This is a genomic window from Colwellia chukchiensis, assembly GCF_002104455.1.
Taxonomy (GTDB): Bacteria; Pseudomonadota; Gammaproteobacteria; order Enterobacterales; family Alteromonadaceae; genus Cognaticolwellia; species Cognaticolwellia chukchiensis.
The window spans coordinates 58,088-73,523 of sequence record NZ_NBOC01000008.1 but is presented as its reverse complement, the minus strand read 5'-3'; the positions used below and the strand labels follow the sequence as shown (position 1 = coordinate 73,523).

Annotated in this window: 12 protein-coding genes and 1 other RNA gene; 8 read left to right on the top strand and 5 right to left on the bottom strand. The window is 42.8% G+C overall.

What is annotated here, in order from left to right; translation table 11 throughout:
- The first annotated feature begins 105 nt into the window (after positions 1 to 105).
- The 4 genes from hrpB to B6K83_RS10530 all read left to right on the top strand — a co-directional run bounded on the left by hrpB (position 106) and on the right by B6K83_RS10530 (position 5,664).
- On the top strand, positions 106 to 2,664 hold the full coding sequence (hrpB, locus tag B6K83_RS10545; protein ID WP_085284880.1) for an ATP-dependent helicase HrpB: 2,559 nt from the start codon (positions 106 to 108) through the stop codon (positions 2,662 to 2,664).
- 226 nt (positions 2,665 to 2,890) lie between these two features.
- Positions 2,891 to 3,496 carry a PEP-CTERM sorting domain-containing protein gene (locus B6K83_RS10540; protein WP_085284879.1) on the top strand — a complete coding sequence of 202 codons (606 nt, stop codon included), beginning with the start codon at positions 2,891 to 2,893 and terminating at the stop codon, positions 3,494 to 3,496.
- 66 nt (positions 3,497 to 3,562) lie between these two features.
- Complete coding sequence (locus tag B6K83_RS10535; RefSeq protein WP_085284878.1) at positions 3,563 to 4,972, top strand: superoxide dismutase family protein; 1,410 nt, start codon at positions 3,563 to 3,565, stop codon at positions 4,970 to 4,972.
- Between the two features lie 293 nt (positions 4,973 to 5,265).
- Entirely contained in the window at positions 5,266 to 5,664 is a 399-nt protein-coding gene (locus B6K83_RS10530; RefSeq protein WP_233143942.1) for a CBS domain-containing protein, read from the top strand.
- Between the two features lie 104 nt (positions 5,665 to 5,768).
- Here B6K83_RS10530 and miaA read toward each other — a convergent pair whose 3' ends face one another.
- Positions 5,769 to 6,677 carry a tRNA (adenosine(37)-N6)-dimethylallyltransferase MiaA gene (miaA, locus tag B6K83_RS10525; RefSeq protein WP_085284876.1) on the bottom strand — a complete coding sequence of 303 codons (909 nt, stop codon included), beginning with the start codon at positions 6,675 to 6,677 and terminating at the stop codon, positions 5,769 to 5,771.
- Positions 6,678 to 7,029: 352 nt separating this feature from the next.
- Here miaA and mrcB point away from each other — a divergent pair, with 352 nt between their 5' ends.
- Together mrcB and B6K83_RS10515 are read left to right on the top strand one after the other, a co-directional pair.
- Positions 7,030 to 9,393: a penicillin-binding protein 1B gene (gene mrcB / locus B6K83_RS10520; protein WP_085284875.1), complete on the top strand. Its 2,364-nt coding sequence runs from the start codon at positions 7,030 to 7,032 to the stop codon at positions 9,391 to 9,393.
- A gap of 235 nt (positions 9,394 to 9,628) precedes the next feature.
- The gene (locus tag B6K83_RS10515) at positions 9,629 to 10,048 is read left to right on the top strand and encodes a hypothetical protein (protein ID WP_085284874.1); all 420 of its coding nucleotides are present in this window, start codon (positions 9,629 to 9,631) and stop codon (positions 10,046 to 10,048) included.
- A gap of 372 nt (positions 10,049 to 10,420) precedes the next feature.
- Here B6K83_RS10515 and B6K83_RS10510 read toward each other — a convergent pair whose 3' ends face one another.
- From B6K83_RS10510 to B6K83_RS10495, 4 genes are read right to left on the bottom strand one after another with little or no spacing between them, the layout of a single operon-like run.
- The gene (locus B6K83_RS10510) at positions 10,421 to 10,993 is read right to left on the bottom strand and encodes a BON domain-containing protein (protein ID WP_085284873.1); all 573 of its coding nucleotides are present in this window, start codon (positions 10,991 to 10,993) and stop codon (positions 10,421 to 10,423) included.
- Position 10,994: 1 nt separating this feature from the next.
- Positions 10,995 to 11,585, bottom strand: a complete 591-nt coding sequence (locus B6K83_RS10505; RefSeq protein WP_085284872.1) for a phosphoheptose isomerase — start codon at positions 11,583 to 11,585, stop codon at positions 10,995 to 10,997.
- 41 nt (positions 11,586 to 11,626) lie between these two features.
- Positions 11,627 to 12,001, bottom strand: coding sequence for a YraN family protein (locus B6K83_RS10500; RefSeq protein ID WP_332888834.1), 375 nt, complete (start codon positions 11,999 to 12,001; stop codon positions 11,627 to 11,629).
- Positions 11,988 to 13,865, bottom strand: coding sequence for a penicillin-binding protein activator (locus B6K83_RS10495; RefSeq protein ID WP_085284871.1), 1,878 nt, complete (start codon positions 13,863 to 13,865; stop codon positions 11,988 to 11,990). The genes B6K83_RS10500 and B6K83_RS10495 overlap by 14 nt, the downstream gene beginning before the upstream one ends.
- A 62-nt stretch (positions 13,866 to 13,927) precedes the next feature.
- Between B6K83_RS10495 and rsmI the strand changes: the two genes are divergently transcribed.
- Both rsmI and rnpB read left to right on the top strand, forming a co-directional pair.
- Positions 13,928 to 14,782, top strand: coding sequence for a 16S rRNA (cytidine(1402)-2'-O)-methyltransferase (gene rsmI, locus B6K83_RS10490; RefSeq protein ID WP_085284870.1), 855 nt, complete (start codon positions 13,928 to 13,930; stop codon positions 14,780 to 14,782).
- Between the two features lie 62 nt (positions 14,783 to 14,844).
- Positions 14,845 to 15,250, top strand: an RNA gene (gene rnpB, locus B6K83_RS10485) — RNase P RNA component class A.
- The last annotated feature ends 186 nt before the right edge of the window (positions 15,251 to 15,436 follow it).

Below are 15,436 nucleotides of genomic sequence, written 5' to 3'. Positions count from 1 at the left end.
GCATAGCCCAACGGTACTAGTGCTAGTGGCTGATATAATCAGCGTAGTGTTATGTTAGTATGAGCACCATAAAAAGCCAACTAATACCCGCTTAAAAAAACAACTATGAGCAATTTAAATAAACTCCCCATTGAAGCCATTAAATCTGACTTTATGGCGACCTTAAACCAGCACAGCACACTCTTATTAACAGCGCCACCTGGGGCGGGTAAATCGACCTGTCTCCCGTTGTGGCTATTAACACTGACCAGTCTAGCCGATAAAAAAATATATTTATTGCAACCGCGCCGACTTGCGGCCAAAAATATTGCCTGTTATTTAGCGCAACAGCTTGGCGAGCCTGTTGGTGAAACCATTGGCTACCGCTTACGCAATGAAAGCAACGTTTCTGAACGTACTCGCTTAGAAGTGATCACCGAGGGCATTTTGACGCAATTTATGCAGCAAGATGTTGAGCTATCGCGCTGTGGTTTGGTGGTATTTGATGAGTTTCATGAGCGTTCATTGCATGGCGACTTAGCTTTTGCACTTTGCCGTGATATTCAACAAGGATTACGAGAGGACTTAAAAATACTCTTGATGTCGGCGACACTGGCCACGCAGTCGATAGCTAAGCAGTTACCTGATGCGAAAACGCTGTGCAGCGAAGGGCGCAGCTTTCCTGTTAGTATTAGTTATCAGGCACCGAGTAATATGCGCCTTTGGCGTCAACACGCCTTGGCGGTGATAAAATCAAAGCTCGTCTCACATCGCGGTTCTATTTTGGTGTTTTTACCCAGCACTGGCGATATTCGTTATTTAGCACAGCAATTACAGCCTAGCATGCCTGATCATAAGCTGTTGTGCCCCTTATACGGGCAGTTGTCGCTAGCGCAGCAGCAACAAGCTATCGCACCTGCGCCTGCAGGATATAGCAAGCTGGTATTGGCCACTAATATTGCCGAAACCAGTTTAACCATAGAAGGGGTTGATTTAGTCATAGATTCTGGCTTAGAAAATGTGGCGATTTATGACGTGCAAACCCTCAGCAATAAACTTACCCAGCGCAGTATTGCCAAAGCCTCTGCCATTCAGCGCGCTGGCCGCGCTGGGCGCTTACAAGCAGGGCATTGTTTACGCTTATATAGTTATGATGACTTTCAACGACGAAATGAACAAGCTAGCAGCGAAATTCAACAAGCTGACTTATTACCTATGTTGATGGAAGTGGCGCGATGGGGGGCGACAGCGTGTCAACAACTGCCGATGATAGAGCTGCCCAATGCCAGTCGAGAAAAATTAGCTTGGCAAGAACTCATTGATTTAGCTTTAGTGTCTGAGCAGCATCAGTTAACAAGGTTAGGCAAGCTAGCGGCGGCCTTACCCTGTCACCCAAGGTTTGCCAAGATGTTGCTGTCAGCCTCACAACTTGAGCAAAGTCAACAAGAGCCGCATTTGCTCAGCTTGGCGTGTTTATATGCCGCATTACTTGAAGAGCGAGATATTTTTACCGCTGAGCAGCGCCAAGCCAATAGTGATATCAGCCTTCGGATGAGCCTACTTTTACAACAGCCCAAAAAAGCTCAGCACAGACGCATCATAGTGCAAGCGCAGCGTTTGTTTCAGACCCTTTGCCAACAAATTGATAGCCGTCAACGAGCCACCGATTTTTGTCAGCAACTCGCGTTATTGCCTTTGACACACTCTGGGTTATTGCTGCTATTAGCCTTTCCTGAGCGTTTAGCGCAACAAAGAGCACAACAAGGTCATTATTTAACCGCTCAAGGCAAAGGCGTGATCATGAGTCTTGATGATGCCTTAGTTGTACAACCGTATTTGGTGCTTGCACAGTACTTTCAGCGGCAACAGCAGTTAACCGTTGCGCTAGCGGCAACAGTAGACTTATCGCAAGCATTGGCTTGGAATATAGTGCAACTTAGCAGTAAAACTCAGCTCGCTTACGAGCAAAAGCAACAGCGCATTCGCAGTACAGAACAACAGATGATTGCTGCTTTAATCATTCGTGAAACCAATAGCAATGAAAAGCCACAACCAGAGCAGTTGCTTGCTTGTTGGTGCCAGCAAATTAGTCAACGCGGCCTTAGTTGGTTGAAATTCGACGCTAGTACGCAAGCATTATTAATGCGCTGGCGCTGGCTCAATCAAACGCAATCGCACTTAGCACTACCTGAGGTGAGTGAGCAGCATTTACTAGCTAACCTAGCACTATGGTTAGGGCCATATTTAGTTAATATCACCCGTAAAACGCAACTTGATAAGCTGAATATGACCGAAATATTAATGGCACAATTAAGCTATCCGCAGCAACAAATGTTAGCGCAATATGCGCCCAGTTACTTTATTGGGCCAACAGGGCGTAAAGGTAAAATTCGTTATTCATTGCAGCAAGCGCCAGTCGTTTCCTTACCGATGCAAGAGCTCTATGGCTTAAGTCAAACACCGTCAGTAGGTGATAGTCGCCATAATAGCGAAGTGCCGCTGATAATCGAAATACTATCGCCGGCGCAGCGACCGATTCAAATCACCCAAGATTTAGTGGCATTTTGGCAGGGAAGTTACCGTGAGGTACAAAAAGACATGAAGGCAAAGTACCCCAAGCACTTTTGGCCAGACGACCCCGCCAATGCTCAAGCAACAAGGAAAATGAAAAAGCAGCTAAAATAACCCTTAGCCGCGAAAGTGAGTCGTCATCGCCGTTTATAACCGATTCCTAGCCAATTTTGTTAGCTTAAATACTAGTTTACTGTTGTCAGTTTTTTTTACACATATTCTCTGTATTATTTTTTGTTTATCTTAAATTGTTGTTAAATAAGTGTAAATACTGATTGGTTTGATTTTTGCTTAAGTGGTGTTGAGGATAATAATAATTGATTTTTCTAAGGATGTATAAATGAAAGCAACAGTATTAGGTTTATTAATGTTTTTAGGGCTGAGTTTTTCAGCCAATGCCGCGCATATTGATGAACTAGGTATTAATATTACCTTAGTGAGTAGTGACGGAAATGGTAACTTTAGTGTCTTGTATGAAGAATACTTTGGTGCCGATGGTTGGATGTGGGGACGTGACAACCCTAACTTATGGAACGCTGACTACAGGGCTAGTGTTTCGGCGTCATTAGCTCAAGGTCCAGGTACTCTTTCAAACCCAGGTAACTTTTTCGCTACATTTGATGGTATTACCGATTTAAATGCTAATGAAACCCTAGGCTTTGGTACCAGTCAAATCAACATGCATTTTGTTAATGACACCACAGATGCCGCACGTTATAGCAAAATACTTGACTTTACTATTACGGGCTTTGATAGAACCCAGTCTTATTTAGTCGACGTCAGCGCGAATGACTGTTGTTACGTAGTTGGCAGTGGCAGCACCTCTTTTAATGGTCAGTTACAGTTTGATATTACTCAGGTTGTTGGTGTGCCAGAGCCGACAACATTAGGCTTAATGTTGCTGGCAACATTCGGACTATTTGGTCGTCAATTAAGAAAGAAATAAACAAGTAAAATTGACAAACAAGGTGGTGTTCAGCCACCTTTTTTATGGGTAAAAAAGGACTATTAGGTGAGCTATTTTAGTGTTGTATTGGTTATCATCATTTTTTTCAGCAATATCGCACAAGCCGATATTATCAAGATTTCGCCAACAGATGTTGCGACATCTTCGCAAAATAAAACCTTACTTGCACAACAAGAGATTAAGCGATTGAGCAGTCAAGTTGAGGCTTTGCTTGCAAAGGAGAAGCCTGCTGCTGCACTTGAGCTTGCAAAATCGTCGGCTTTGAAAATGCCAAATTTGGCAAAAGTGCAGTTTTTTTATGTATCGTTATTAGTATTTTTAGAGCAAAAACCACAAGCGCTTGAGCATTTAGTATTGTTAAAAAAGCGTTTTCCACGTAATGATAACGCATTTTTTATGTCAGGCGTGTTGCACTGGCAACAAGGTGATAGCAATCAGGCCATTAGTGACATGAAAAAAGCCACAGAATTGTCACCAACCACTTTGAAATATTGGTTAATGCTATCGCAAATGAATCATGACGGGGAAGGGCATGGACTGAATGTGCATGTCGGCTCATTACAGGCGCTGTTAGCGGCTGAAAAGTATCATGGAAAAAACACAGATTTACTCTATCGCATTGCCATAACCTATGATGAAGAAAGTAAATCAAAGCAAGCCTTAGCTTATTATGAAAAAGTGCTGGCAATTGACCCTTCACATAATAACGCCAATGCATCATCTGCGATTAACCTATTGAAGATCAATGCACAAGCTGATGTGATTAAGTGGCAGAAAGCAGCCGCATCTAAAGCCTATCGTGATTATATTCGTGGCATTAAATTGATTTATAATCAGTCATTTGATGAAGCTTATCAAGTGCTTAGCGCGCTAAAAGCTGACATGCCGCGAAATGGTCACTTAGATTATTATTTAGCGAAAGCAAGCTTAGCTTTGGCGAATCAAAGTCAAGCGCTTAGTTTTGCAAACGCTGCCATAGATAAGGGTATTTTTCCTTTGGAACAAGGCGAAATGGTGAGTCTGATCGCAAATGTAAAGCCAGCAACTTTTACATTTACAATGCACAAGATTAGCAGTCAAGGTATAGGCGAGGCGATTGGTAATATTGATATTATTGAATTATCGAAAGGCATAGTGATCAAGCCGGCTTTAGCGGGGTTAGCGACGGGTAGCCATGGCTTTCATGTGCACCAAGAGGGCACATGCGACAATGTTGTTGTTGATGGTAAAAGTGTCAGTGGTGGCATGGCTATGGGACATTATATGGGCCATCAACATCATGGCTCACCCGCGGGAGATTTAGCTAATATTGTTTTTGACCAGCAGAAAAAAGCGCAGCAGGCAATTTATGCACCACAGTTAACATTTGCGGAAGTTCAAGGGCGTTCATTTATGATCCATGCCTTGGCGAGTAAAAATGCAGACTTAAGAATTGCTTGTGGTGTTGTGCAATAAAAACACTATAGATGCTGATAGCATTGCTGTATAAGCTTTGCTTAGCAATAATTATTGCTAAGCAAAGCATGTTAGCGATTTATATGCGGCGCAGCATGATAAATCGTTTCACTTGATAGCACTCAGTCGAGTGCTAAATTTTCATTCGTTTTGTGATAAAAGTAATTACCTAAAAAGCAATATTAACTTTCTTTGCAATAGCCGTTTATTTTTTGCCTAGGGTAAATTAGCCTGTTATGGTGCGTAGTTGTCGTTAGTATGCAAGTGAGGGTGCGATGAAAATAAGCTTGTTAATGAGTAAAAACCTGTTTACGGTGGCAATGGATGATGCGATAAGCAAAGTCAAAGATATATTTGAGACAAAAGGTTTTCACCATATGCTAGTGGTAGAGAACGAAAAACTGTGTGGTGTCATCGCCGATCGAGACTTATTAAAAGCTATCAGTCCAAATGTTGATAATTTTGCCGCAAGCAATCAAGACTTAGCAACACTGAATAAGCGAGCGCATCAAATTATGGTGCGTAATCCTATCTCGTTAAGTCAGCATGCCAGTGTTATTGATGCGGTAAAATTGTTTAATGAACACAAAATTACCTGCATTCCTATTGTGGATGAAGAAAACAGGCCGGTTGGCATTGTTTCTTGGCGTGACATTATGCGAGTCATTATTAAAAAGAAAGCGCCGCAATAGCAACAACAAGATAGCCTAAGTTGTTTATTTTAGTCGCATTATCGCAAGGGCGAAAAATATCCATAGTGAATATTAAAATAACGCCTCTATGCAATTAAAGCAGATTATCGGTTATAGCTTGCGATGACTTTCATGGCTTGTGCTGTGGTGTTCTGACCGCCGGTTAACCAGTGAATATGGCTACCATTGCGCTCTAAGCGACGCAGCCAAGTGTCTTGCTTTTTAGAAAACTGATGAATAGCGGCGTTGAGCTTTTGAAAGCAGTCATTTTTAGTTAACTGCCCTTGTAAATGTTGGGCAATAAAGCGGTACTCTAAGCCATAAAACTCTAACGTTTGCCAGCTCACCCCCTGCTCATGCAATTGAGCAACCTCTGCAATTAGCCCTTGTGCCATGCGTGCTTTTAATCGCTGTGTGATGCGTTGGCGAATAAGATCTCTGGGCCATTTGATGGCAAGTATTAACGGCTTAAACTCAGGGATTTGAACAGTGCTGTCATCGACGGCGAGTTCGCCTTGTGCAATTTCAATTGCTCGCACAAGTCGCGCTCGATCGATAAGATCAGTACTGTTATGCTGGACAGGTTTAAGTGTGTGCAATTTCGCGACTAAAGCATCGTGGCTTAAGGTTGCAAGGCTCGCGCGTAATTGCGTGTTTTCGGGCACAGCCACTAATCGGTAACCTTTTAATATTGCATCAACATACAGCGCTGAGCCTCCCGCTAAAATAGCAAGTTTATTTTTTTGGCTAATGCGTTGATAAGCACTGATGGCATCTTGTTGGAATTGATAAACGTTATACTCATAACCAGGGTCGACAATATCAATTAAGTGGTGTGGAATTTCTTGATATTCTTCAAGATCTTTACCACTGCCAATATCTAAGCCACGATACACTTGACGCGAGTCCGCCGAAATAATTTCACCATTTAACCTTCTGGCTAACTCAACCGCTAATTTTGTTTTGCCTGACGCTGTTGAGCCAAGCACAGCCAGCATGTTAAAGGTAGACATAGACCCTCTAAGCTAATTATCAAGATGTGTTGAACGCTGCATTATATCGCTAATTTGCCGACTATGCTCATTTATCCCTGTGTGTGTGTTCTAGTGTCTTGGTTAACTATCATTAGGGATATGCTGTTTGCTGTTTTATTATAGTAGCTAAGACGATATAAAATACATTATGCTATGCAACCTTGCGCCGGTGCAGCACGCCTTTTGGCTGTTATGGTCATTGTTGAAATTGGTTGTATGGCTGGTTAAGCAATAGTTAATTTATCGTCTTGGCTAAAGCCAAATGGCTATCAACAGGTTATAGTAAAACTGGCCCGTAAAAATGCATGTTTTAGAGGCACATTAAGAAAAAATGTCGGCAAAAAAGAACGCTACAAAAGTGACTAAAAGCGCGCACTCGAATCAAAAAAACTCGTCAAAAAGCTCAACCAGTACACGCACCTTAGGCGTCAAGTCGAGGTTACGCTGGTCTGTATGGTTGTTAATTAAAGTAACGATTGCTCTAGTATTTGTGTTGGCGCTGTACAGTATTTATCTCGATGGCAAAGTACGAAGTAAATTTGAAGGACAACGTTGGCAAGTACCCGTACAAGTTTATGGTGCTATTAAAGAATATCGGTTAGGCGATAAGTTAGTGCTTGCTAACTTGAAGCGGGCATTATTAGCAAACCGCTATAAAAAAGTCGCTCAAGTGCACCGGCCGGGTGAATTCGCTTTGTCAAAAAATCGCGCGATTATTTATCGTCGCGCGTTTGACTTTGGTGCAGGCATTGAAGCGGCAACTCCAATAACCATTGATCTTAAACAGAATAAAATTACCGCTATTTTTGTGGCGCAAGATAGCGCTACAGAGGTAAAGTTAGAACCATTATTGCTAGATAGAATTTTACCTGAAAGCAAAGAAGACAGGGTTCTGGTGTCGTTACAAATGGTGCCAGAAAGACTGTTAGATACATTATTACTGGTAGAGGACAGAGACTTTTACTTTCATCATGGAGTTTCACCCTTGGGTATATTAAGGGCGCTATATCAAAACCTTAAAGCAGGCCGAACGGTACAAGGTGGCAGTACTTTAACTCAGCAACTGGTTAAAAATATGTTTTTAACCCGTGATAAAACCTTGTGGCGTAAGGTCAATGAGGCGTTAATGGCGCTGATCTTAGAGTATAGATACAGTAAAGACCAGTTGCTTGAAGCTTATGTTAATGAGGTGTATTTAGGTCAGCACTATGCCAATGGTATTTATGGTTTTGGGCTAGCAGCGGACTTTTATTTTGGTAAGTCAATTCAGTCGTTAAATGTCGAACAAATGGCGATGATCATTGGCCAAGTAAAGGGACCTAGTTACTATGATCCTTGGCGTTACCCAGAGCGAACTATAACGCGCCGTGATCTGGTGTTACGCTTGATGTATCAACAAGAGATTATATCGCAGCATGAATTTGAACAAGCGTTAGAGTCACCGCTGTCGGTTAGAAAGCATCGTCGCTTAACAAAAGAGCAATTTCCTGCTTATATGCAGCTGGTAAAGTCGGAATTAGCCGAGCATTTATCAGCGTATCAACAACAATCCGGGGTCAGAGTCTTTACCGGTTTTGATATTAACCAGCAATTAGCCCTGCAATTGAGTATTGCAAAAAAATTGCCTGATTTAGCACAACAGTCGGGTGCTGATTTACAAGTTGCCATGGTGGTATCTGAGGTGAAATCAGGGGTTGTGAGTGCGCTTGTTGGCGGCAAAGAAGCGGGTTATGCCGGCTTTAACCGCGCCTTACATGCTAAGCGACCGGTTGGCTCTCTAATAAAACCTGCGGTATTTCTTGCCGCGTTAGAGCGTTATCAGCGTTTTAACTTCGCAACTAAAATTGATGACAAAGCCATTAGTTTGTCAAGTGGTGATGGTACCCTGTGGCGACCCAAGAACTATGACGGAAAATTCCGAGGCCAAGTGACTTTAATAGATGCCTTGGTGTTGAGTTTGAACGTGCCAACGGTAAATTTAGGCATGCAACTGGGCTTAGATAACGTGGCGAAAGCCATTCATTTATTGGGTTATCAAGCAGACATTGTTACGCGACCGTCGATGTTGTTAGGAGCGCTAAACATGTCAGCGATGGAGATTCATCAACTTTATATGGCCATCGCCAACCAGGGCGTGGCAGAAAAGTCTCATGCCATTGAGCGCATTGTCAGTGCTAGCGGTGTGACCTTGTGGCAGTTCCAGCCTCAAAAAGCGCAGATTATTTCCAGTCAAGCAGCGTATTTACTCGACTATGCCCTGCATAAGGTTGCGACTGAAGGTACTGCTCGTTCGTTAACATGGCGCTTGCAAGGTGATTATGTGGCTGGAAAAACCGGCACCAGTAATGATCAAAGAGATAGTTGGTTTGTTGGATACGACGCTAAACATATAGTGACCACTTGGCTTGGTCGCGATGATAATAAGCCTACCAAACTCACCGGTAGTAGTGGTGCGCTTATTTTGTTTGCTGACTTTATGCAAAGCCTTGGTACTGTTAATCGGCAAACTCCCGTGCCTAGCAATGTGGATTTTGTGCATTTTGATGGTAAAAGTGGGCAAGCGGTTGCGCAAGCTTGTGCGGACTCGTTGTTTTTACCTGCGGTGATAACTGGCCTAACTTATCAGCGTCATTGTCAACAAGCGCCAAAAACTGAAAAAACAAAATCTTGGTTTGAAAAGTTATTTGGTAATTAGATTTTTAGCAAATTCAATTGTTAAGCTATTAAGGCATTTAATTTGTTGTTAAAGCGTTTGTATAACTGCGTTTGCAGCACTATGGTTAATGAGTAGTGCAAGCAACAGGATGGCCAAATAAAGCAAGCGTGCTAAGTAAAATTATCGTTAGCAATAACACCTAAGGATGGGGGCAACTACAGGGAAAGATCCAGTAACTTCCTATAAATAAACTATAAATTACTCAAGGAGCGTAATGAAACATAGGTTAAGTTTTGGTTACTTTACACTGCTAAGTGAAAATATCGTTGAGGTGACAATTGATGAAGGAGTTGAATTGTCATTAGAAATGATAGAAGAATGTGATGCGTTTTTTAAAGCACATATTTTTGGTGATTTTGGCATGCTGATTAATCGAGTCAATGACTATAGTTACAGTTATGAAGCGCAATTAACTTTGGGTTCTTATCAAGGTCTAAAAGCTATTGCCTTTGTTTACTATTCAGAGCAAAGCAAAACGCTAGTGGATAATATTCAACAAACTCGACGGCATGACAAGTTGAATAGCCGTATATTTTCTGGTTTAGAGCTTGAGTGGCAACAAGCATTGCAATGGCTACAAGGTGAACTAAAAGAAAATGATCAGCAAGTGATAGGTAACCTTATTCAGGGGTAGTATCAAAGCCGTTATGACTTGTAAGCAAGCGAAGGTAATGGCCAAGCTGAAGTTATTTTTACGCGGTAAATAATGCAGCATAAATTCAAAAGCAAACCTGTGGGTTTGCTTTTTTATGTTCAGGACGAACGGTATGCCGCGGCCACATGGATGTGAAGTAGCGGCGATGTTCAGGACGAACGGTATGCCGCGGCCACATGGATGTGAAGTAGCGGCGATGTTCAGGACGAAGGGTATGCCGCGATCACTTGGATGTGAAGCAGCGGTGATGTTCAGGACGAGAAGGTCACTGTTCGCTTAATGAGTCAAGAGCGGCCATATAGAGCAAAACAATTACGCTAGCAGCCGCTCCTTTAAAAAGTAACGCTTAGGTTATTCAATATATTCAAAAACTTTAAAGACGCGGTTAACGCCACCGATATTACGAGCAATATCCACAGCTAACTCAGCTTCTGCTTGGCTAATTAAACCCATTAAAAAAACTTCGGCATTTTCGGTGACAACTTTGATGTTAGTAGCGTCAAGTTTATCTGTACCAAAAAGGGCGGTTTTTACCTTAGAGGTTAGCCAAACATCATTGGCTTTGGTCGTGATTGCAACCTTATTGCTAATGCGTATTTGGTTGTGCAGTTGCTTAATACCACGAACTTCATTGAGCGCCTTAATGGCTTGATCACGCAAGTAGCTATTAGGTGCTTGTCCGACGACTAAAACACTACCATTTACGCTTACAACTTGTAAGTTTGTATTGCTAGATAATCCTTTGCTTTTAGACAGCTTAGCTTTGGCATCAATTTCAATTTTTTGATCGTCGATAAGGTTGCCTAAAGAGCGGTTATCGGTTGCGATACTGGCGCCGCCGACGACGCCAACAACCGCCACCGCGGCGCAACCTTGTAGCAGTAAGCTGAGCAGTATGGCAGAGAAAATAACCCGAATAGCCATATTAAGCCTCAGACTGCGGAAACAAAGTAGTATCAATAATGTCACACAAACAATGAATGACCACTAAATGTACTTCCTGTATGCGTGCTGTGCGGCTCGAAGGCACGCGAATTTCAACATCATTTTCACCCAGTAAGCCAGCAATATCGCCGCCGTCTCCGCCGGTTAAGGCAATAATCGGCATATCACGCGATACGGCCGTTTCAATGGCTTTAATAACGTTGCGTGAGTTTCCGCTGGTGGAAATTGCCAGTAAAATATCACCATTATTGCCTAGCGCTCGAACTTGTTTTGAAAAAATCTCATCAAAATGATAGTCATTACCAATCGAGGTTAATGTTGAACTGTCTGTGGTTAAGGCAATGGCCGGTAGTGGCGGGCGCTCGGTTTCGTAACGGTTTAACAATTCCGCTGAAAAGTGTTGCGCATCACCCGCAGAGCCACCATTACCGCAGCTGAGTATTTTATTACCCGCTAACAGGCTTTGCACCATTGCCATGCCAGCTTGCTCTATGGGCGCTGCCAATAACTCGCTTGCGGCAATTTTTGTTTGAATGCTTTCGGTAAAATTACTTTTTATCCGTTCTAACATAATGGAATTAACTCCGTGGTTTCATTTTTCTATGACATGGTTTAAAAGGCATTTTTAAGCCATGTAATTACTGGTGCGTTGATATCACCTTGCATGGCAACAACATCGAACCGGCAAGGGGTATTATATTCATTTAATCCCATTTGTTGCAGGTAAAAAGCAGCACATTGCTTAATCTTTTGTTGTTTTTTTAGCGAAACAGCGGCAATAGCACCGCCAAAGTGGTTATTTTTGCGATATTTTACTTCTACAAACACCCAAGTTGTCCCTTGGGTCATAATGAGATCGATCTCACCGGCTCGATTTTGAAAGTTGCAGCTTTGCAAACTCAAGCCGTGCTGCTGTAAATATTGGCTGGCCAATTGTTCACTATTTTTACCCATAGCGACAGTAGAGGCTTTATTAGTCCAAGGCAATTTCTTGTACCTTGCTGCGACTGTATCTGCCCCAAATTAAGCTGCGAGTTAAAATATTATCTTCACCTAGCTGTAAGATACCCGTTTGACCATAGTGACGAACATAAATTCTATCTTGCATGGCAGAAATTTTGTCGACTAAAGCTAAGCTGTCAAAGCCCATCGCAAAAATAGTTTGTAAGCTGCTACTGCGGTTTGGCCAAAGCTTTTTGGCCTGTGCGAGTAGTGCTTTATTTTGCAACTTACTGTCGAGTTGCCATGGCATTTCTGTAAAAATTAACCCTGATAAATCTCGATTATCGCTTTTATCAATTTGAGTACTATGACTGCGAGAGCTAGCATAAACAGGTATGAGATCAGCAAATGGGCTGATATTAACGTCAATGTAAGGCTTTAATAGCTTGGTTTCTAGCGGTAAGCCCACCACATAAATCATATCAATATCGCGACGATTACGAAATTCACTTTTAATGGAATACTTGATGTGTCGGTTCAGCTCTTTTGTGCGTTGTTCGCTTGCGTCAACGCCTAATCCTGCCTTGATTTGTTGCTGCATTTTTGCATCGTTTGAAAAGTAGACAATTTCTGGCGTTTGAGCGCTGATATGCTGCCATTGCTGACTAAAAGTGTTAGCAATGCGCCGACTGGCACTATCTTGCTGGCTTAAAATCAATGGCTGTTGATACTTTTGTCGGCTCAAGGTGGTAGCAGCTTGTATAGCTTCGTCTTCAGGGCGCATGGATAAGGCAACTTGATGTGGTTGCAGGCGCTGATTGCTTGGTAAGTTCAGCAATAGCGTTGGTATGCTCAACTCAGTTTGTGCCAAGTAGCGATTGACATTTTCTTTCAGTAAGGGACCTATAACATAGTCGATATTTAACTTAGCAAACGTGGCGTTTAATGTCGCCATATCTGTGGTGGTGGCATCAATAAAGTGCAAGGTTTTGTCACTGTCGTTCTGATACGCTGCCAGTATGCCTTGTTGGGCAACTTTACCTGCGCGCTCTTGCTTGCCGGTAAGCGGAATAATAACGGCAATATTATGATGTTGGTTGCTGAACATAGGTGGCTGCTGCAATAAATTATTAACCACTACTTGTGCTGGATGACTGCTAAACTTTCGTTGCCACTGCTTTAAATAGCGCTTAAACCTTGCCTCGTCATGACCGAATTTATTGGCCAGAGTTAATAGTTGACTCCAACCATTAACATTGGGTGCGGCCATTTTTGCTAATTGCTGCTGTTGCCATGGTGCTAATCGACTTAGCTGCTGCCAAAGTTGTTCAATATCGCTATCACTAGCTGCTGGATTTAGGTCAAAGGCGCGTAGGCTGGCATCAAGCGCGGCAATGGCTAAGTTGCGCTGAGTTTGTACGCTCGCTAAGGTTTGATAATAAGCAAAGCTGTGTCGTTGTTGTTTGTTTTCTACCAGCTGTTCAGCCTGCGCTAGCGCTTGCAAGGCTAGAGGGAGCTTTTCTAGTACCAATAAGCTTTTCGCCGCAATAATATTTAGTTGATATCCTTGGTTCGCTGTTAGGGCTAACGGCTTTAATTGCTGGGCAAGCCACAATGCTTTATGGGGGTTGCTTTGCTCAATAAATAACGCGCTAGCCTTGAGTAACGCGCTCAGTGCTGCCGAGCTATTATTGGCAGCTAAATCTAGCTGCGCTTGCGCAATCAATTGTTCAGCAGTCAAATCGCTTTCAACAACAGTGAATGTGTCTGTTTGCTGTTGCGTTGGCACCACGACTTTGTCGGATTTTGTGGTTGAACAACTTGCCAGCAGTATGACAGTTGTCCACACGAAAAAAGCACTTTTATGCGCTGAAAACCATTTACTGAGTGTCAAAGTTAATAAATCCATACTTTTTAATAGTGCTTTATAATAAACTCCATCCACTTTAGTCTCAACACAAGTATTTTATTATGTCGGAATCTCAAGTGCAGCCGAGCACCTTATATATTGTTGCTACCCCAATTGGTAACTTAGCTGATATTAGTCAACGTGCACGCGATATATTAGCGCAGGTAGATGTCATTGCCTGTGAAAATACGCGACATACCCAACGTTTGTTATCAGCATTTGCCATTAAAAATAAAACACTGTCTATGCATGATCATAACGAGCGTCAGCGCCAAGAGCAAATTGCGGCTTTATTAAAAGAGGGGAAAAGTGTTGCCTTGGTATCGGATGCTGGCACGCCATTGATCAGTGATCCAGGCTTTCATCTGGTACGCCATTGTCGCCAACAAAGTTTGAATGTATCACCTATTCCAGGTGCGTGTGCGGCTATCGCTGCGCTGTCTGTTGCCGGCTTGCCCACGGACAGGTTTACTTTTGAGGGCTTTTTACCGTCAAAATCTGGCGCTAGGCAGGCAACTTTAACTGAACTAGCTTATGAAACTCGTACTATGGTGTTCTATGATGCGCCGCGCCGCGCTATTGATACGGTTGAAGATATTGTTAAAACTCTAGGCGGTGAGCGTTATGTCGTCATGGCGCGGGAGCTAACTAAAACCTTTGAAACTGTACACTCAGACACGGCAGAGAACTTATTGGCTTGGCTGCAACAAGATCCGAATCAGCTAAAAGGTGAAATGGTTTTGATCATTGAAGGTAATAAGGTTGACCCAACGGCTATTCCAGCCCATGTGGTGGCGACATTAAAGCTATTATTAGCTGAAATGAAACCGAAAAAAGCGTGTGCCATTGCCGCAGAAATTCATGGCGTTAAGAAAAATGCACTGTATGAATACGCCTTAGCGATGAAAGAAAGCTAGCGGTGAACACTATGTTTAATGTGTCGCTTTCCAAGTTGCTTAATATCACGTAGAATGCGCCTCGAGTTGACCAGACAATCGCTGCTTTATCTTAATGATGTTTATTTTTATAAGCACCAGCGAGCTAAAGGGGAGGAAAGTCCGGGCTCCAATGAGCAGGGTGCCAGGTAACGCCTGGGGGGCGCGAGCCCACGACAAGTGCAGCAGAGAGAAGACCGCCGATGGTTGTTCTTAGGAACTTCACAGGTAAGGCTGAAAGGGTGCGGTAAGAGCGCACCGGATTGCTGGTAACAGTAATTGCAGGGTAAACTCCACCCGGAGCAAGACCAAATAGGGTTTCATATGGCGTGGCTCGCGTTGAAACCGGGTAGGTTGCTTGAGCTATAGAGCGATTTATAGCCTAGACGAATGATTGTCACTTTTTCTTCGAAAGAGATACAAAACCCGGCTTATAGGTCAACTCACTACTTCCTATAAAAGCTTGATTAACTTTATGGTTAATCAAGCTTTTTTCTATTTCCGTTATACGCTTACCTCTAGAACTCTGTGTGGCTAACTCAATATGAAAGCTTAGCTGATGCTTTTCATACGAGGGAATATGCGATTTTATTGCGCGATTTTAAGCATAATGGCATAGTTTAGTCATAAAGCGAT

Coding starts and splice junctions, on each gene's coding strand:
- B6K83_RS10495 (WP_085284871.1), bottom strand. CDS start 13,865: ATGGATTTATTAACTTTGACACTCAGTAAATGGTTTTCAGCGCATAAA.
- B6K83_RS10515 (WP_085284874.1), top strand. CDS start 9,629: ATGAAACATAGGTTAAGTTTTGGTTACTTTACACTGCTAAGTGAAAAT.
- rsmI (WP_085284870.1), top strand. CDS start 13,928: ATGTCGGAATCTCAAGTGCAGCCGAGCACCTTATATATTGTTGCTACC.
- B6K83_RS10510 (WP_085284873.1), bottom strand. CDS start 10,993: ATGGCTATTCGGGTTATTTTCTCTGCCATACTGCTCAGCTTACTGCTA.
- mrcB (WP_085284875.1), top strand. CDS start 7,030: ATGTCGGCAAAAAAGAACGCTACAAAAGTGACTAAAAGCGCGCACTCG.
- hrpB (WP_085284880.1), top strand. CDS start 106: ATGAGCAATTTAAATAAACTCCCCATTGAAGCCATTAAATCTGACTTT.
- B6K83_RS10540 (WP_085284879.1), top strand. CDS start 2,891: ATGAAAGCAACAGTATTAGGTTTATTAATGTTTTTAGGGCTGAGTTTT.
- miaA (WP_085284876.1), bottom strand. CDS start 6,677: ATGTCTACCTTTAACATGCTGGCTGTGCTTGGCTCAACAGCGTCAGGC.
- B6K83_RS10505 (WP_085284872.1), bottom strand. CDS start 11,585: ATGTTAGAACGGATAAAAAGTAATTTTACCGAAAGCATTCAAACAAAA.
- B6K83_RS10530 (WP_233143942.1), top strand. CDS start 5,266: ATGAGTAAAAACCTGTTTACGGTGGCAATGGATGATGCGATAAGCAAA.